Annotated in this window: 10 protein-coding genes; 1 reads left to right on the forward strand and 9 read right to left on the reverse strand. The window is 32.6% G+C overall.

What is annotated here, in order from left to right; genetic code table 11:
* Position 1 precedes the first annotated feature (1 nt).
* From AB3G36_RS01700 to AB3G36_RS01740, 9 genes are all read right to left on the reverse strand, one after another.
* The gene (locus AB3G36_RS01700) at positions 2-1177 is read right to left on the reverse strand and encodes a glycoside hydrolase 100 family protein (protein ID WP_367755379.1); all 1176 of its coding nucleotides are present in this window, start codon (positions 1175-1177) and stop codon (positions 2-4) included.
* Entirely contained in the window at positions 1170-2474 is a 1305-nt protein-coding gene (locus AB3G36_RS01705) for an MFS transporter (RefSeq protein WP_367755381.1), read from the reverse strand. The genes AB3G36_RS01700 and AB3G36_RS01705 overlap by 8 nt, the downstream gene beginning before the upstream one ends.
* Positions 2475-2638: 164 nt before the next feature.
* Positions 2639-3544: a hypothetical protein gene (locus AB3G36_RS01710; RefSeq protein WP_367755383.1), complete on the reverse strand. Its 906-nt coding sequence runs from the start codon at positions 3542-3544 to the stop codon at positions 2639-2641.
* Position 3545: 1 nt separating this feature from the next.
* Positions 3546-4871, reverse strand: a complete 1326-nt coding sequence (locus AB3G36_RS01715) for a vanadium-dependent haloperoxidase (RefSeq protein ID WP_367755385.1) — start codon at positions 4869-4871, stop codon at positions 3546-3548.
* 35 nt (positions 4872-4906) lie between these two features.
* Positions 4907-8164, reverse strand: a complete 3258-nt coding sequence (locus AB3G36_RS01720; RefSeq protein ID WP_367755386.1) for a VCBS repeat-containing protein — start codon at positions 8162-8164, stop codon at positions 4907-4909.
* On the reverse strand, positions 8157-11474 hold the full coding sequence (locus tag AB3G36_RS01725; RefSeq protein ID WP_367755387.1) for an FG-GAP-like repeat-containing protein: 3318 nt from the start codon (positions 11472-11474) through the stop codon (positions 8157-8159). The genes AB3G36_RS01720 and AB3G36_RS01725 overlap by 8 nt, the downstream gene beginning before the upstream one ends.
* A 166-nt stretch (positions 11475-11640) precedes the next feature.
* Positions 11641-13164: a RagB/SusD family nutrient uptake outer membrane protein gene (locus tag AB3G36_RS01730; RefSeq protein ID WP_367755388.1), complete on the reverse strand. Its 1524-nt coding sequence runs from the start codon at positions 13162-13164 to the stop codon at positions 11641-11643.
* Positions 13165-13174: 10 nt separating this feature from the next.
* Positions 13175-16192 carry a SusC/RagA family TonB-linked outer membrane protein gene (locus AB3G36_RS01735; RefSeq protein ID WP_367755390.1) on the reverse strand — a complete coding sequence of 1006 codons (3018 nt, stop codon included), beginning with the start codon at positions 16190-16192 and terminating at the stop codon, positions 13175-13177.
* 510 nt (positions 16193-16702) lie between these two features.
* Positions 16703-18709: a glycoside hydrolase family 65 protein gene (locus tag AB3G36_RS01740; protein ID WP_367755392.1), complete on the reverse strand. Its 2007-nt coding sequence runs from the start codon at positions 18707-18709 to the stop codon at positions 16703-16705.
* Between the two features lie 180 nt (positions 18710-18889).
* Here AB3G36_RS01740 and AB3G36_RS01745 point away from each other — a divergent pair, with 180 nt between their 5' ends.
* The gene (locus AB3G36_RS01745) at positions 18890-20488 is read left to right on the forward strand and encodes a glycoside hydrolase family 32 protein (RefSeq protein ID WP_367755394.1); all 1599 of its coding nucleotides are present in this window, start codon (positions 18890-18892) and stop codon (positions 20486-20488) included.
* Positions 20489-20515 lie beyond the last annotated feature (27 nt).

Below are 20515 nucleotides of genomic sequence, written 5' to 3' on the forward strand. Positions count from 1 at the left end.
TTTAAACTAAAAATTTAAAATTTGTATTTATACTTTGATGCAACATTACTGTTGCGGCGCCACTCCATGCACAAAATGGAACTCCGTTTGGCTTTTGAGTTTCACTATTGAAATTTTCATAAAAACTATAATCCTCCACTTTGTTCACTGCATTTATAGCCTCTAATATTTCTAATGCTTCGCTACTTTTGTTTTTAGATTGTAATGCTAATCCATAAAACCCATTGACCATAGACCAACTACCTCCATTATGAAATTCATTTGGATAATTTCTAAATTCATATTTGCAATTGTTCTTCAAAAGATTCCAATCAATATCACTTTCTTCTATTGGAGGCCAAAAGGCGGGCAACAATTGTAGAGGTCTTTCCTTTTTCAGTTCAATTGAATACTCTAAAATAGAATGCTGAAAATTTTCTGATCCAATATTTAAGTATAGCGCCAATGAGTTAGCAAAAGCATCAAACTGAGTTTTATAACCCGCTGGTGAAAAAGAGCAAGGCATAAATTTGTTAATATTTATTTCGTTGTATGCTCTTTCATGGTATTTCTCTCCAACTGAATTTGGAGTAAAATTAATTTCAATCTGTTCCGTTATTTTTTCTATTTTTTCTGTAATTGACTCCTTCTTTGCAAAATGATTGTAACTTCTTAATGCCCAAATTCGGAGCAATTGATCGTATAAAACATAGCCATCTGTTATATATTCATCAGCCCAATTTCCAGAAAGCGGGACATACAACAGCCCTTTATTATTAAACTCCCAAGCCTCAAGAAGTTGCAAGCATTTTTGAATGTTTTGTTCGTGTTTTATTACGAAAGAAGGATCCTTTTTATAAAAAGCATATTGACAAATTCCAATAACAAACCAAGTAACTGCATCCACTCTTCCTGCTAATCCACCATAACTAACTTCTACATCGGCTCCATTTGTCATTACATTTGAAGGGATCGTTCCATTATAATGCTGATTTTCAGCCAATGTGTCTAATGTTTTGCGAAACGTATCAATCAATTCATTATCCCCAGATGCTAAAGCGGCCAATCCACAAATTACTCCATCACGAGCCCAAACTCTTTTGTAATTAGAAATATCCTGAGCACTCGCTAAAAACCCTTCAGTTGACGAAGCTTTATGCAACAATTCCATTGCCTTTTTATAATTTAAATCATTCACTTAATTCCACTTTTTTTGTTTTAATAAATAAGGTACATATCGCACTAATAACCAATAGTACTCCTGCAAATGTGATCGCTAATCTAGCATCATTGTTTAAAAAATGTTTTAAAATATACCCGAAAGTAATCGTTTGGATAAACATAGGAATAACAATCATCATGTTAATGATTCCCATATAAACCCCATAACGTTCTTTAGGAATATTGTTCACCACCATTAAATAAGGGATTCCCATCATACTTGCCCAACCGATTCCAAAACCAGTTATAGCCGGGAATAATAAATATTTATTTTCAATATGCGGAAATATTAAAAATCCTATTGCTGCTAATACTAAACATGAAAAATGCACCATTTTTGGCGAATATTTCTTTGCAAAATAGACCAATCCAAAAGCGCATAAAAAAGTAACGACATTATACCATCCATTTACTAAGCCAGTCCAACTAACAGCCTCTCCATATAATTTCATGTCTTTTTGAGGAGTAGTATGCCAAACAGAAAGAGCAATACTTTTTGATGAATTTTGCCAATAACAAAATAAGGCATACCATTGAAACAAATACACCAAAGCCAATTGCCACATTACTTTTGGCATGTCTTTTATTGCTGAAAATATATCCACAAATGGAGTAAAAACATGTAAGGGTTCCTCTTTAATTTTTTTTAATTCTTCTTCAGTAGGCGGAATTTCTTTAGTAGTATGTGAACTCCACCAAACGGATCCAATCGAACAAACTGCACCAAGAAAAAAGGAAGCAAATACCCAAGTGGGTAGTTTCCCTGTTGTTCCAATAAAAATTAATGGGAAAATAAATAGTGAAACGTTTGCCAAAGTTTGCCCAAAACCTGTAAAAAAACTTTGAGCTTGAAATCCTGTAGGCTGTTGATCAGTATCTAGTGTATCAGCAATGAAAGCTCTATAAGGTTCCATAGCTGTATTATTACCAACATCTAATATCCAAAGTAACCCTGCGGCCATCCATAACGAACTACTAAAAGGAAACATAAATAAAGCGATACTACATATCAAAGCTCCAATAAAAAAGTATGGCTTTCTTCTTCCTCCTAATTTTGGAGACCATGTTTTGTCACTCATTGCACCTATAATTGGCTGAATCAACAACCCAGTTAGTGGACCAGCAAGATTAAGCAATGGTAATTGATCAGGACTTGCGCCTAAAAAATCATAAATGGGATTAACGGCGCTTTGTTGTAATCCAAAACTATATTGAATTCCGAAAAACCCAACATTCATATTAATTATCTGCCAAAAACTAAGCTTTAATTTCATTGCACTTCTTTATAAATTAATTATTTCGTAAATTTTTTAGATATTTTATTTAAAATTAATTTTTAAATCGACAATTTATTGCATTATAAAAATAAAAACGTTTTCGGAAGTACCGAAAACGTTTTCGAATTCTTAAAATAAACTTAAATTATAACTTTGTAGTTTTACTCAAATGGGATAACAATTTTAGTTTCCCAAGATAGTTCATCCCCTCCGTTGAAAGGGTTAGCAAGGAAGTGTTCAAGAGGCTTATTAACTAATTTATAATTATGGGCTTTAGCATAATCCAACAAAGCAAACCAAGCTCTATCTGACGTTCTGAAATTGCCATAATAAGTGGCTTCTAGACCTTTTACTGCTTTTATAGTTTTAAATTTTACAATCCCATTATTGATCATTTTTACATCCTTATCAATAGGGAAGCAATAATTAAAATCAAGTTGCTCTTTGTCAAGATCCCAATTTTCAATTTCTAAATAGGGCCTTCCTATAATTTTACTTTGTTCCAAAAAACCAGTAATAGCAGCATCATTCATTATCATGGTTTGTGCCTTTTCCTGCAGTACACTTTTTAAACTGATATAGGCCACAAAAGTTTCTTCAGATTGTCCTAACCCATCAATTTTAACTTTAAAATTTTCTAAATGCTTATTTAAACCATTTCTAAAATCAGTAATCTTTTTAATTTGTTCTTTTTTAAAGCTAGTATTATAAAAGGGCGCAGTCAATCTATTGTATATGCTATTCTTTTGCTCCTTTATACCTACATTCACCATAGTAATAGAATCATTTATGGAATTAAAATCCCAAGTATATTCCATTTTAGTACTATCTTTTGTCATTTCTTGCTTAATAAAACCAAAGTTTTTCTTTTCAACAAGAACAAAATTTTCTTTATCAGTAGTCATACGTGTCTTTGACCACTCTTGAACTCCTTGAAAAACAGTACCAGTCGCAGTTTTAACCTTAAATGAAATACAATAGTCACTTTCTTTAATAAATAGATACCAGATTAAGAAAAGAGAGAAAACAAAACTAAAAACTAATATTATTATTTTCTTTGTTTTCATTTTACTTCTTCATTTTTAATTTATCAACTATAAAATCGGCTATTTCCTTTCCTTGAACTATCCCGTTTTCAATTGCTGCTCTATAATGAATCCCTCCATAAAAACGACTCATAGCCGCTTCTTTTGATGCTTCATTAAACGATTTAAATGTCCTATTTGGCAAACCAAATTGTAACTCTGAATCATCTACAAAAGAGAAATTATCACCGAAAATAGAAGTCAAGATATTTGAAGACACTGTAGAAACTACTGAATGCCCACTTGTATATTCAGGAAATGGAGGGGTTTGTAAAGCGGGTTTCCAGTTTTCATCAATTTTTTGATTAATTACCGTTTCTGGACGTATTACATTACTTCTGAATTTTTCATCCCAACAACTTATAAAAGCTTCAAACATCCCGATTGAGGTTTCTGTATAAGCGAATACCGTTTTCTCAAAATTAGCTTTCGATGTTTTACATGCAATTTTTGTAATCCCCATCCAGTGTGCACCTGGAGTAATTTTCTTTTTAGCAAACATCATGTGCCCTTGACTCACTGATACATATGGATTACAGTCCCAAAATTGAGCCATTTTTACCTCGTTGCACGTATCTCCCATTTTTTTCATCTTCAAACTGATATCATAAACTTCTTGTACTTCTTTGAAAAAAGGAGAGTTTTTATCTAATGAAAAAGGAAGAGCTGGAATGGGTTTAAATTGGGACGCAGAGTCTAAAACAAGAGTGCGAATCTCAGCCCAATGAGGCTCAATTGCGTCCATATATGCTGGTGGTGTAGGCTGCCATCTTCCAGCAATATTAGGAAGTACTGAAAACTTAGACATAGTGCGTGTTTCCTTATAATTGTCTTTATCCATCCATTTTTTTATACGAGCAGCCACTTTTAGCCCGTATTCTTTAGAGACTTCAAATTCCTTTTCATTTTCCTTACTCCATTTTTGGTACAAACTATCTCTGAATTTTTCCACTAATTCTTCAGAAAAAACCAATTGTTTACTAACATCCATATGGGCGACTAAAGCTGCAACTTCTATATTCACACCGCTTTTAGGATCCAATTTTGGAATAGAATCTAGGCCTTTCAACTGGTTTTGAAGACTTCCGTAGGTTTTACTGTTTTGAGCAATAATCTCGTATGCTGCAATATTTGGATATACAAAAATCCTACTAGCAACTGGTGGCGAAAAAATATCATGAACCATAATTTGGGTCACATTTTCAACAGCAGCACTATATTCATCTGGAGTTACTATAATCGATTTTTCTTTTTTACAAGAAACAAAAAGGAGACTTAACGAAGCGATTATAAAAAATTTAGTTTTCATTTTAATCTGTTTTTTAATATTTATTTTAGAATGAATTATTGAGCCATTGGTATTTCGAATACCTCAGCTTTATTATTATTAACAGTTACTAATAGGTACTTTTTACCATTAAATTTTATAATATCTAAATGTCTAACTGCCTTCTGTGACAAATCAATACCTATTTTACTTCCCAATATTATTTCTTTTTGGTTCTTAATTAAAGCACCAGAAAATCCATCAAATCTACTATGATAAGGAGCTACCCCAAAATAATTTCCAGCTGCAAATACAGATTCTTTTTTAGCAGAATCAAAATTTGATTTTACAAAGCAATTAATTGGTGCCACTTGTAAATCATTTGAAAAAGGCACAAAGGTGAATTTACCATTTTGATTTTTCAAATAACCTGATTTCAAATTATCAACCTCAAACAATTTAGCTTTAGAAAGCATTTGTGGACTAAATACCTCTTCTACCATTTTTCCTGCAAATGATTTATACGATTTGAATTTCTTTTTTATCATCCCACTGAATTGTTCGGCAAGCTCATCAAGACCTAATGTAGTGTAGTACCTTCCATTTTTTTCAATGGCCACAATTGTTTCAAAAGAGCCATTAGCATCAAAATCATCATAATACATTTTCATTGGAAATTCATCAGAAGCTTTAAACTTGGAATTTAATCCCCAATTCCCAACCATATAGTCTAAATCTCCGTCATTATCAATATCAAACGGAATAATAGCTTGCCATAAACCATTACTTTTTTCTGGAAAAACGGTTGCAGTTACATCCGTAAATTTTCCATTTTTATTCGCAAAAAATGTTGGTTTCATCCACTCTCCTATAACTATAATGTCCACTTTACCGTCTTTATTGAAATCCGTAAAGACAGCGTCTGTAACCATCCCAACTTTAGAAAAAGTTTTATTTTCTACTTTAGTAAATACCCCTTTATTATTATTTAGTAAAAAACAATCTGGCATACTTCCAAAACGATTGTTTATTGAACTATTCCCTATAAAAAGATCCAGATCCCCATCATTATCATAATCAAACATTCTGACAACTGAAGCATTTTGAGCTAATTCCGTCAATGTAGTTTTGGCCTGTTGCTTATTCATAGAAAGATACAAACGATCTTGCAAATTAGAGGCGTTTTCACCACCTCCAGAGACAACAAATAAATCATTTAGTTTGTCATTATTAAAATCACCTATAACCGCAGATGCATCTTCATAAATAGAATCTTTTTCAATTTCAGCAAATGATTTTTTTGAAAACCCATTTGAGTTTTGAATGTAAATACTCGCTTTTTTATCTTTAGAACCTCCAAAGAATATATCTTCTTTACCATCTCCATTCAAATCGCCAATTGCAGTAGCTGGACCACGATCAGAACGTTGGTATGGTATCATCTTTTGTGCTAAGAAATCAATATAATCATTTTCTTGATGTATAAAATTAATTCCCAAATTAGTTTCGTTCTTTCTAAAAACTGGCGAAACTATAGGATGCAACTTTTGGTAATCAAATACTTTTCTGTTTTTAGCTGCCTTTACAATAAGCGTTTGATTTACTTTTACATTTTTTAATGTTTGATATGTTTTGTCTGGCCAAATTACAACTAAAGAATCTACGATGGTTGTTTTCCCATATCCAAAATGGATCATTGGTTCGGACGAAGATTGAAAACCTCTTGTAGTTTGCAATTCTTTAAATTGTTTTTTGCCTTTTGCATATGATATTACTTTTGCGCCTATTCCAAAGGTATTTTTTCCTTCAAATTGCAATTTTAATTTTAAATAATTTGAGGCAGTATCCGTTCGATTGATATAAACTGATGCAATGCTATTTAAATTATTTGTGATCACATCAAGATCTCCATCATTATCAATATCAGCATATCCACTACCATTTGAAATTATAGAATCATTTTCAATCCATTGCTTTGATTTATTTTTGAACTGCAAATCTTTAGATCCTTGAAAAACAAAATTGGTCACATTTCCTTTCGGCATTTTTTTCAACGCTTCTTTATCTAATAATTTTGTAGATGTAATTTTATTTTTTATTTGATCATTTGAGTAATATTTCACATAATCCAAATCATTTGGACGCTTAGGAATTCCATTACATATAAATATATCTTGTTCACCATCTTGATCATAATCTGCAAAAAGAGCACTCCAACTCCAGTCTGAAGCTGCAACTCCATTTAGTAATGCCGTTTCTGTAAAGTTATTTCCAGCATTATTCAATTGCAGCATATTTCGGGTATATTGATAATGATACCCCAATTTTTCAGTTCGCATTTTCAACATCTGAACATTATCATCTCCTAATGAAGATTTTAATACTTTTTCATCCTCAGGAAGCATATCTAAAGTTAAGATATCTGGAAAACCATCATGATTAATGTCGGCTACGTCCACTCCCATAGAAAATCTGCTAGTATGTCCAAAATGACTTTTTAAACTTTCAGTAAAGGTACCATCTCCATTATTCAAGTAATAATAGTCATCTTCATGAAAATCATTCCCTACATAAATATCTGGATAACCATCTAAATTAAAATCTGAAATAGCCAATCCAAGCCCATACCCATTAGCTCCCCCAAAAATTCCTGCTTTTTCACTTACGTCAACAAATTTTCCATTATCATTTCGGAATAACTTGTCTCCACATTCGTAACTTCTTTTATTTCTAATATCTGAATTTCCAAAAGACTCTTCCGAATGGACTGCGTGATTTAATAAATACATATCTAAATCCCCATCTAAATCATAATCAAAAAAAGCTACTGATGAACTATAATTATCAAGATCCAATCCATATTCTGCAGCACTTTCTGTAAATGTATTGTTCTTATTATTGATAAATAATTCATTATGACCTTCGAATCCATTGATTCCAACTACTGCACAAACATAAATATCTAGATAACCATCTCCATTTACATCAGCCATCACGGTGCCTGAACTCCAATCACTTTGACCCTCAACTCCCGCTTTTACGGTAATATCTTCAAATTTATTTCCCCCTTTGTTTAAATACAACTTATTCTTACCTTGATTTGAAGTGAAATAAATATCTACTAGTCCATCATTATTTATATCTCCAAGCGCTACTCCACCTCCATTATAATAATAAAGGTAGTCCAGAATTGAAATATTTTTGGATGGGTCTAACTGGTTGTTGAACGTAATATTACTTTTGTCTGAAGCTAGTTTCTCAAATAAATGGTTTTGTTTTTTAGTACAACTTACCACCAAAAAGGAAAATAGTACTATTCGAAAAAAATTATTCATTGCTTTTAAATATTTTTGGTGAGTTGTCGTTAATAACTGCAATAACCGAAACAGAGTTATTTGCATTTTTTATTGATTTTAAATGTTTTACTTCCCCTCTCATGAAGAATCCTGATTTATTATAGGGAACCCAAGAATAGGTTCCGTTTTTATTTCCTAGAAGTAGGCTTCCATAGTTTGAATCCAATCTAGAAAACTGAGGTTTAAATTCATATTGATTTCCACCCAAAAGAATATCTAAAATACCATCTTTATTCACATCCATAGTACAAATTGTATTTACACAAGAGAACTGAACTTCTTTCGGAAGCAATTTTATTTCAAATTGTCCATTCCCTTTATTAATAGCAATTACACTTTCCTGAATCGTAGCCTCTTTTTGTATTGTATTGTCAACAACCTCTTTAGCGAATAATTCTTGAAAAGTCTTTTTAGCATAATCAGCATAACTTAAATTCTTCTTTTTAATCATCGGAATTTGTTTTGCAACATCTTGTTTTAAGTTCAGCGGTAAATCCTTTCCGTCAATAGAACGCGTTGCAATTTGCTCAATTGTTCCATTATTGTCAAAATCATTTACAAATAAACGCATCGGATTTGCCTTTGTAGCCTTGTAATTTGTGTTTGTTCCTTTATTTCCTAAAATCAAATCCTTTTTTCCATCATTATTCAAATCAACACAGGTTACTGCATTCCAAAAACCGGAATATTCTGAAAGATTAGACTTGAATTCAGCCAATCTTCTCCCTGTGTTTCTAAATATTCTTGGAGCCATCCAATCCCCAACAAGGATTAAATCTTTTTTGGAGTCATTATCAATATCTTCCCAAACTGCATCTGTAACCATTCCAACTTCATTCAATTTGAATGCCACTTTATCAGTACTGTTTGTGAAATTTCCTTTTCCATCATTTTCTAATAGTAAATGTTTGGGATTAATTCCATAAACCCCAGGAACAGATCGGCTACCAATAAAAACATCAACATCCCCATCATTGTCAAAATCATAAGCTGCTATAACAGAAACGTTACTGTTAGTTGTAGGAACAACCGTTTTACTTTTGGTAAACATCCCTTTTCCATTATTCAAATACAAACGGTTTTTATAATTCGCCTGATCTGCTTTTTCATTTCCTCCAGAACCAACTAATAAATCCAAATCGCCATCGCCATCTGCATCAAAAAAGCTGGCAGCCGTATCTTCATAATTAGCATCCGAATCTAAATCAACTTGGTTTGTGATAGCAAAATTATCATTTCCTTTATTCAAATATATTTTTCCTGGGGCTCCTTTAGCGCCACCAATATAAAGATCCTCATTCCCATCACCATTAATATCTCCAACCGCTAGTGAAGGTCCTTCTTGAGAAAGTTCTTTTGAGATTAAACCTTCGTAATCAAAATCGATATAATCATTTTCTTTATGTGTAATGAAATTTGATTTCTTTTCTGTAAATAAAGGTTTAGTTTTATCAACTTTAGGAATATAATTTAATTTAGCATCTGCAACATTCAAATTAAGTGTCGTATTATTGACCACTTTATTAATGGTTTGAAATTTACCATTTGGCCAAATTACTTGTAATGAGTCAATTTTTTTAGTTCCAATACCAAAAGTCATTACATAATCTATAGACGATTGAAACCCTCTTGAAGGAATTAATTCTTGTCGTATAATTTCATTTCCAGAAAACAATTCTACAACACTCCCTACACCAAATTTATTCAGATTATCGCCTTTCAACTTCACTTTTACAAAATGATTTTTTTTGTTTTTCTCTGAATTATTTTTATAAACAAAAGCCTCCATATTAACATTATTGACAATCAAATCTAAATCTCCATCATTGTCTAAATCACCATATGCCGCACCATTTGAAAAACTAGGCGTACTTAATCCCCAGTTTTGAGCTTCATTTGTAAAGGTTAAATTTTTATTGTTTTTAAAGGCATAATTAGGAATAGGTGTGCTTGGCATCCTATTTATAATGGTTTCAATTTGCTCTTTTTTACCAGTAACAACCATTTTTTGCATAAATTCATTCGCAAAAAAATCAACAAAATCTTGATTGGTTAAATCATGATAAATACCATTACAAACATAAATATCTTTGTATCCGTCATTATCCATATCAAACATTAAAGCCCCCCAACTCCAATCTGTTTTTGAAACCCCTGCATAATTGGCAATTTCCGAAAATTGATTGTTGCCATTATTAATTTGAAGCGTGTTTTCCATGTATTGATTGAAAAAATCCAAATTCAATTTTCGAAGATATAAATCGTAATTTTCAAAACTAGTAGTGTTTTTCAATCGCTCATCTCCTTCAGGCAACATATCCGTTACAAATATATCCGCCTTACCATCATTATTAACATCGGCCATGTCAGCACCCATCGAAGATTGACTGATGTGAGAAGCCCATCCTTGAATTTGTTCTGTAAAGGTTCCGTTTTTATTATTAATGTATAAATAGTCTCTCTCATAAAAATCATTTGAGATATAAATATCTGGATACAAATCTCCATTTACATCACCAACAGTAACACCTAAACCAAAACCAATAAGGCTTCCATATATCCCAGATTCCTTACTTACATCAACAAATTTACCATTGTCATTACGTAATAATCTGTCTCCACCACCTTTTAGAATGTCGGCAACATCCCAGTCTTTATCCCTTAATTCTCTTTTATTAGAATAATTAAGACTACTTACAGGTATAAAACTATTATTTAAGATATATACATCTAGGTCTCCATCTTTATCATAGTCAAAAAATGTAGCATGGGTTGTTATTCCGGTATCGGCCAAATTATATTGTTCAGCTTTATCTGTAAAAGTACCATTTCCATTATTAATAAAAAGTTCGTTTTTTTGATTATCACCTTTAATACTTCCTGCATTACAAACATAAATATCTAATAATCCATCCCCATTAAGGTCCACCATTACTACACCAGTTGACCAGGATTTAGTCCCTTCAACACCTGCTTTTTTAGATATATCTTCAAATTTGAAATTTCCTTTATTTAAGTATAATTTATTAGCACCCAGATTTGAAGTAAAATAGATATCTGAAAGCCCATCATTATTGATATCACCAATAGCCACACCACCTCCGTTATAAAAATTTCGGTACTTGAATATATTCATATCCTCCCCATTTTTCACCTCATTAATAAAATTAATACCGGTTTGTGAAGTTTCAAGTTTGGAAAAAAGGGCATTTTTATTATCAGAATTTTCGTGGGAACAATTGACAAAAAGAAGAATAAAAATTGAAAAGAAAATAGAACGATTAAACATATTATACGTAGTATTTGGTTAAGACATTTTGAAAGGAAAGAAAGGTCTAATTTATATAATATTCAGTAAATAAAACAATGAATAGCGTTAAAATTAAAAAAATAAAGAGGGCAATACGATTGCCCTCTTTATAACTAACTCAAAACATAATAATATTTTCTAAAACCTAGTAACCAGGGTTTTGTTTCAAATTTGCGTTAAATAACGCATCTGCTGGAATAGGAAACAAAGCATATCTTTTATCAGATACGTAAGGTTTTAATTCTCTTGCAGCAAGGAATGTTCCAAAACGAATCATATCATTTCTTCTCCATCCTTCTAACCACAATTCTTTACCTCTTTCTTTATATATTCCATCTAGAGTAGTTGGAAAAACTCCAACTTGCCCAGATCTAGAAACGATTGTTGCCAATTTAGCTACATCATTTGTACCAGCACCACCTCTAGCTATTGCTTCTGCTTTCATCATTAAAGCATCAGAATATCTCATGAATACAAAATCATTATCAGGTGTTCCAACATTAGCAGCATCTGGTATGTATTTTTGCATTCTAATACCTGCTGTTTCAAGAGTAGCCCCACTGGTAATCAAAGTTAAAGCAGAAGTATAAAATAATGGATTCCCATTTCTATCTTTTAATGCAACTGTCCCACCTGGTTTATACATTTGACCAATTTGCATTCCTACGTTATTACCAAATGTTGCAATAATAGCTGGATCAGAATTTTTAATACGTCTGTCATTCGGATTGAAATTATTATAGTATTCCGCTACAATGGCAAAACCGTTCCATCCATCAGGAGTTTGATTGTAATGCATCCCCATTCTCCAATGGAACTGAATTCCTCCACCTGCACCACCTTGAACATTTCTTGAAGAAAACAAAATCTCTGGTGATGTATTGTTAGTTGGCTTAAAGTTATCCCAATAATCCGGAGCTAATGAGCTATCTGTTATTGCATCAACATTAGATACCACTTTTGTCATATCAGCAGTAGCAAAAGTATAAGGACCCGCAGCATCTGCTGCTTCAAAAACCGCTTTGTTCAAGTACAACTTAGCCAATAAAAAGTGAGCAGCATCAGTGTTGGCAAAACTTGCATCTCCTACTGCTCTAGATGGCAAAGAACCAACCACTGCTTCTAACTCGCTAATTACAAACTCCGTAGCTTCTGTCCTAGTCCATACTTTAGGATCAAGTGTTAATGCAGAACCCGCTTCTCTATAAGGAACTTGTCCAAATAAATCAATTACATTATAGTAATAAAATGCTCTTAAGAAACGAGCTTGAGCTACCTCAGCACCAGAACCATTTTCTATAACTAGATTACAATTGTATACTTGAGATAATAAAGCGTTCCAAGCATTTCTAACTTCATTATGATCAGGAGCCCAAGTATGTACGTGGATTTGTCTCCAAGTAGCGTTATCATCCCAGTCACCTCCACGTGTTGGTCCAACTAGTGCATCTCCAGACATTTCGTCCAAAGCAAACATTTGCCCTTGTGTTTCAAAACCTCTTAACCCTTCATAAGCACTTGTCAATAATGAGCTAGTATTTACAGCTCCCCCACCTTCATTAGAGACAACAACGCCATCTAATACTTCTTCATCTAGATTAGTACAACTTACTCCAAGTACAATTGTACTAGTTAATAAGATGCTTTTTATAATATTTATTCTTTTCATCGTTTTTTAATTAAAATGTTACGTTAAGACCTACAGATACACTTTTATCTCTTGGATATGATAAATACTCCATACCAGCAGAAGGAACACCGTTCAATGTTTTATCAGTATCTACTTCAGGATCTGATCCTGAATAACCCGTGATTATAAATAAATTAGAAGCATTTACATATAATCTTGCATTAGACATTTTGAATTTATCCAAAATCGCACCTTTAACCGTGTATCCAAAAGTCAAGTTACCCAGTCTTAAGAAATCTCCCTTTTCTAAGTATTTAGTCGAAGGTGAGTTTGGATCTCCTTGTGCTTGTGCAGAAGTAGCCGCTTCTTGAGTTACGTTTCTACCACCTAAGAAAGCTCCTTTAAAGAAATAAGCATTCGTTGTGTTGTTGTAGATGTAATGTCCAAAAGCACCATAGAAAGAAGCACCTAAGTCAAAGTTCTTGTAAGTAAAGTTTGTATTGAAACCAACGTTGATCTTTGGCAATGGCTGTTTGTCTAATAATTTTTTAGCCGCAGTGCCTAAACCAGTATCATTTCCTGCTGCATCTGCATAAATAGAATTACCAGCTGAATCATACCCTCTCCACTCATACATATAGTAAGAATAAATTGGTTTATTATTAGTAATTACTTGCGCATAAGCACCAGATAAACCTTGACCATTTAAACCTCCAGTAGAAATGAATCCAGCAAAATTAGTCATTTCGTTTTTCAAGAATGAAGCATTCCCTGAAACATCCCACGAGAAATCTTCCTTTTGAATCACTTTATAACTTAAAGCAACTTCAATTCCTTTATTAATTAAGTTTCCAGGTAAGTTTTTGAAACGTGGTGATGCTGGTCCTGGCTGTGTTGCAGCAGCAGGAACTGGAAAAATTAAATCCTTAGTATCTCTTTGAAAATAATCAACCGAGCCTGTTAATCGGTTATTGAATAATTCAAAATCTGCACCTACTCCGTAAGACTTAGTAGTTTCCCATTTCAAATCAGCATTTGCATTACTATCTAAATTTAACGAACCGTTAAGCCCATAAGACCCTCTAGAAATTGCAGAATTAGGGGCAAATTCCTGATTACCTGTTTTACCAAAGTTACCTCTTATCTTGAAGTCATTTACTAAACCATCTTTACCGTCTATCACTTTATAAGCGATACCTGCAGAAGGGAAATAATCGTATTTGTTATTTACACCCAATTTTGTAGAACCGTCTGAACGTAATGTTGCAGTAAGAATCAATTTACTAAACAAAGTAGCATTAACTCTTGCAAAATAAGATTGTAATTCAGTTCTATTTCTAAAAGATGTAACTCTATACTCATTCTGCAAACCACCTTCAATATTATCGATTAGGTTAGTTTGATTTTTATCGAATCCTATTGCAGAAGATTGAAAACCATCAGCAGTATAATCATAATAAGAATACCCAACTAAAGCATCAAAATTAAAATTATCACTAAAGTCATTATTATAATTCAATGTATGCTCAAAAGTTTTATTGAATTTGTTTTGAGAATTAATTACGGCTTGACCAAATTTAGTAACCGCTGGATTTGTTACAGGGTCTGTACCTGTCCCTGGCACAACAGCTTGTGCCGTATTTAAAATTTCAATAGTCGGAAGTAATTCTACTTTTCTAGTTGAAGTAGAGCTCTCTATACCAAATAAGAAAGTGTATTTTAATTTACTATTAATTTTCCAAGTAGTATTGATACTTCCTAAAAATTTATTTGTGTTCGTATAATCATTATAGCTATTCAATAATTGTACTGGATTCAAATACGTATTACTTACTACATTATACGTACCATCTGCTTTATATATTGGTAAAGTTGGATTCCAATACAAAGCTGTCCCAATTGCACTACCAATAAAACCTGCAGAATTAGACAATAATGTAGTTTGATCTTTTAAAGAAGCATACATTACTCTTTCTTCTACCTTCAAAGCTCCTCCAAAGAAGTCATTTGAATTGTAAATAGTAGCTGAATATTTATCTAAGCCTGTGTTCTTAACTATACCATCTGTATTAGATGCTCCCAAAGAGACTCTTGTATTTGAATTTTCAGTCGATTTAGAAAAAGACAAATCATGATTCATAGAAAAACCGTTTCTTAAAATTGCATCTTTCCAGTCGTAACTTCTTGATCCTTTATCGTCACCACCTGCAGCAACGAATTGCTCTGGACTCATAACTCCAAAATTTCCCGACATTTTACTAAAAGTAACCGAAGAACTATAACTTAATTGTGGTTCTTTTGACTTTCCTTTTTTTGTTGTAATAACAATTACCCCATTTGCACCACGAGAACCATAGATAGCCGTAGAAGAAGCATCTTTTAAGACACTGATACTTTCAATATCATTTTGGTTGATAAAGTTTAATGGGTTTCTAGCAGAAGATGTTCCTAAATCTTGAGCACCACTATTAGAAGTAAGACCACCACCCGCAGAAATATTTCCACCATCCATTGGCACACCATCAATTACATACAAAGGACCATTACCAGAACGAATAGATGAATTTCCACGAACTCTTACTGAAACGCCTCCACCTGGTTCACCACTTGATTGTGTTACTTGCACACCCGCTACTTTACCTCTTAATAATTGTGCTGGTGAAGGAGCAGCTACATTGTCAAAATCTTTTGCACCAATCTGGTCAACTGCACCAGTTGCATCTTTCTTTTTAACTGTACCGTAACCTACAACAATCACTTCTTGTAATTCAGCTGAGTCTTCTTTTAAGATAACCTTAACTGAAGTTTTTCCTGCTACATTTACTTCTTGAGCTTTAAGACCAATGTAACTAAAAACTAAAACTGCATTTGCTCCAACATTTCTGATAGTAAACTTTCCATCGAGATCTGTTTGTGCTCCAATTGTTGTTCCTTTAACTAATATTGAAGCCCCTGGAAGTGGACCGCTAGCGTCAGATACTGTACCAGACACATCTTGCGAATACGTCAAACTTGTACATAGTACCGTTAGAAACACCATCAAGCCTTTGATTAGACTATTTTTCATACGTAATAAATAAGTTGGTTAATAAATTGTTTAAATGGTTTTGTTTAAATTCAAAACCAAACTTAGACAAAATTTATGAAAATTTTAAGAAACCTTTAAACTATAACGTTTTCGTTAAGCCGAAAACGTTTTCGATTTTAAAATTAATCCTTCAAAAATTTAATAATAAAATTATATAAAACATAAAAAAAATAAGAATAATTATTAATTGTCATGATTTTTTAAGTTTTTAGAGGTAAAATGATTGCATTTTTGTTAAAAAAAACGGCCTAAACTAGAAAACGTTGCAGATTAGTTATTCTTTTGCCATTTTTTTTGATTTTTATTCAAAACAGATTTAAACTTATTACCTATGCGTTTCGTACTATTTATCCTAAAAAACCTAAAACCAACAACATACCTATTAAAGCAGAGAATATACAGGGAAATTAAAAAAAACAAATGCATCTATCCTCATTTCATTGGATAGATGCATTTGTGGTAAAAAAATGTTAAATAAATAATAAGGAACTATTCTATTTTTATAGTCTTATTATCTACACCAAGGCCTATTATTTTTAAAGATTTCCATTGTTTTGGCAAAAGTCCTTTGTTGTACTTCAAACCTTCATCAGTTTGTTCTACTCCACCAAAACCATAAATTACAGCTTGAAGCATCGCTCCTGCCCCTGTTGCAAAATAAGGGTTATTACTATTAGCTGATTCAGAAAATACCCCAAAAGGAGGGCGACTGTTTGGCATATATGATTTTACAAAGTAACTATACGCTTTTTCCCTATCTCCCAAACGGGCATACAAAACAGATAAAACTCCGGAAGCCATGGCTGGTCCGTCTTTAGGGTCTATTTTAGCAGCATAATACTCCAAATCCTTTTCAATTTGTTTTTTATCTGTAATTACATGTAAAGGGTACGCTAATAAATTCACATCGGCTTGTTTAATTATTTGTCCGTCATATCCTTTATAATTTTGAGTAATCCCGTTTTTTGAATGAATAACCAAATGATCCGAAACTTCAATCCATCTAAGATCAATTGGTTCTCCTAGAATTGTAGCCGCTTTAATTGTATTCTTTAAAGATTCAATAGCCGATGCATTAGTAAAAGCATTGTCATCTATATGTTGCGCATATTCATCAGCACCCACAACATTTAATATAGAATAACTACCATCTTGATTTTTTACCACTCTGCTCACCCAAAAATCAGCAGTCTCTTTCAAAACATTCCATTCTTTTTTTAACCAAGATTTATCCTGTGTATAGGTGTAGTAATTCCAAAATGCTATAGAAACATCAGCTGTAATATGTTGTTCAAAAATACCTGTCAATGCCCAAGTTGGAGTCGCTTCCTCACCTGTATCATCAGATTCCCATGGGAACATTGCACCTTTATACCCATAAACAGTTGCTTTTTGTTTTGCTTTTTGTAAACGATCTGAACGGTAATCTAAACACGATTTAGCCATATCAGGTTGTAAAGCCAAAAGTGTTGGATACATCCAAAGCTCAGAATCCCAAAAAATGTGTCCATTATATCCTTGAGAAGACAATCCCATTGGCGCAACACTTTGTCTTGTTTCTGGACGGATAAATGAATATAAGTTATACAATGCAAAACGCACTCTTTGTTGTGATTCTAGATCTCCTTCAATTTGTATGTCTCCCGTTTTCCATAATTCAGCCCAAGCTTTTTTATGTTTATCTAATAATTTATCAATTCCTTCTTGAAGTGCATATATGGGTTGTCTTTCGGATTCATTTAAAGGATCCGTAAAATCTTTGGAAGTACAAATTCCACCAGCAATCGCAAATCTATATTTTTTGCCTTTCAAAAGTTTTTTCGAAAAACCAACTTCATTTCCTGTTTGCTTTAAAGTCTCATTTTGTCCATCAAACAAAAATGTAGTAGATGCCGAAACAATATATTTCCCAAATAAAGTTTTTGCCGTAGTTCCAAAAACTGGCATCATATATTGATTGTCTTTTAAAACACGAAATTGACTTTTGGCTTCTTTCAATTCATCGGGAACAACCATATAATTATTAGCTACAATTTCTATATCTTTTTTAGGGGTGATTTCTACAATAGCCATAGCTGAGTACGGAATTGCCCTATTGGCCAAAATAGTATAATCTACAGCAACCAAATCTTTAAAAGTAAATGAAGTAGTACTCATTCCCTCTTTCATTGAAACCACCTGACTCCAATTATCAATATTATCTGATTTAATTTCTTGATTATTAATCGACAAATGAAGGTTTAAAAATTCAATTCCTCTCACAATTCTACTTATTCCATTTTCAGGACTGCCTTCATAAACGCCATTTAAAATAATTTCTTTTGTTTTCAACGGAGTATCATCAGTGACGATTCCAATTTGACCATTGGCCATAGCCACACCATAATAATTAGCTCTTGAATTAGCGTACAAATGCCATTCATCTGATTTTGTTTGTCCAAAAACAACTGGGCCCACTAAAAGCACTAATAAAAAAATCTTCCTGTATACAATCATAATATTTCTATTTTTTAATATTTCAAACTTACATAATTAAATACTTAAGCATCCTTTTATTTCTTAAAAAGCCGAACCGATAACGTTTTCGGAATTTCGAAAACGTTATCGATTTTTTCAAATGTGATTTATTCAAAATGAATGTTAATTTTATGATAAAAAAACACAACCCATAATTAAATGAATATAAAATTACAAAAAATATTATTTTTAAGCATAATTTCGGTAGTATTATCATTCTATTCTTGCGCTAAAAAATTAGAAAAAACAGCAATAACTGTTAATTCTAATGAAAAAATAGTAGTTGACTCAACAAAACGGTACAAAGAGCCTTTCCGACCACAATTTCATTTTACTCCAGAAATAAAATGGATGAATGATCCAAATGGATTAGTTTATTATAAAGGCATCTATCATCTATTTTATCAGTATTATCCAGATGACATCGTTTGGGGACCGATGCATTGGGGGCACGCTACTAGTACTGACTTAATTCATTGGGAACATAAAAAAATAGCACTATTCCCTGACAAACTTGGACTTATATTCTCAGGAAGTGCCGTTGTCGATTTAAAAAATACTTCAGGATTAGGAACTCTTGAAAACCCTCCCATGGTTGCGATTTTCACTTATCATAATATGGAAGGTGAGAAATCAGGTAGAAAAGATTTTCAAACACAAGGATTAGCTTACAGCTTGGACGAAGGTAATACTTGGCTGAAGTACAATGGAAATCCAATCATAAAAAACACCAACCAAAAAGATTTTAGAGATCCGAAGGCTTTTTGGAATCCAGAGACAAATCTTTGGAATTTAGTTTTAGTAGCAGGTGATCACGCTCAATTTTACACCTCCAAAAACTTAATTAATTGGGAGTTTGAAAGTGAATTTGGAAAAAACACAGGAGCACATGGAGGTGTTTGGGAATGCCCCGATATTTTCAAACTAAAAGTAGCCGATTCAAAGGAAGAAAAATGGGTGTTGCTTACAAGCATCAACCCTGGCGCACCGAATGGTGGTTCAGGTACTCAATATTTCATTGGTGACTATGACGGTGAAAATTTCATAAGCGATCAAAAAGACATCAAATGGCTAGATTACGGTACAGACAATTATGCTGGTGTCACCTACAACAACACCCCTGATGGCAAGCGTCTTTTTATTGGTTGGATGAGTAACTGGAATTATGCAAGAGATACGCCAACTAAAAATTGGAGAAGCGCTATGACATTACCGAGAGAACTTTCACTTGAAAAAATAAGCAATAATTATGTATTAAAAAGCAAACCTGTTGAACAACTACAAAAACAATTAAAACAGGACTATTCGAATAAACTAATTGCTTTGAAAGCAAACGAAAAAGCAGTTGTTAATTATGGAAATTTAAATCAATCTGAAATTAAATTCACAGGAGAAAATAAAGATTTAAAGTTTATTTTCTCAAATGAAGCACACGATTCTTTAAGAGTAGAGTACAATGCCAAGCAGAAAACATTTTCTATAGACAGGCGCCATTCCGGAATTGTCGCTTTTGAAGAAAGCTTTGGGAAACAAATTCACAAAACAGTAATTCCTAATGTCATTTCGAAAACTATTGATTATCAAATCATCATGGATTGGTCATCAATTGAAATCTTTCTAAACGGAGGGATTTATAGCTTTACTGAACAAATTTTTCCAAATAAACCGTACACAAAAATGATCCTAATATCGAGTGAAAATCAAGATATAAAAGATTTCACAATCCACTATATAAAAGACATTTGGAATAAAAAATAAACCAAAAAACAATAAATAAACAACCAA

The organism is Flavobacterium sp. WC2430 (assembly GCF_040822075.1).
In the GTDB taxonomy this organism is placed as follows: Bacteria; Bacteroidota; Bacteroidia; order Flavobacteriales; family Flavobacteriaceae; genus Flavobacterium.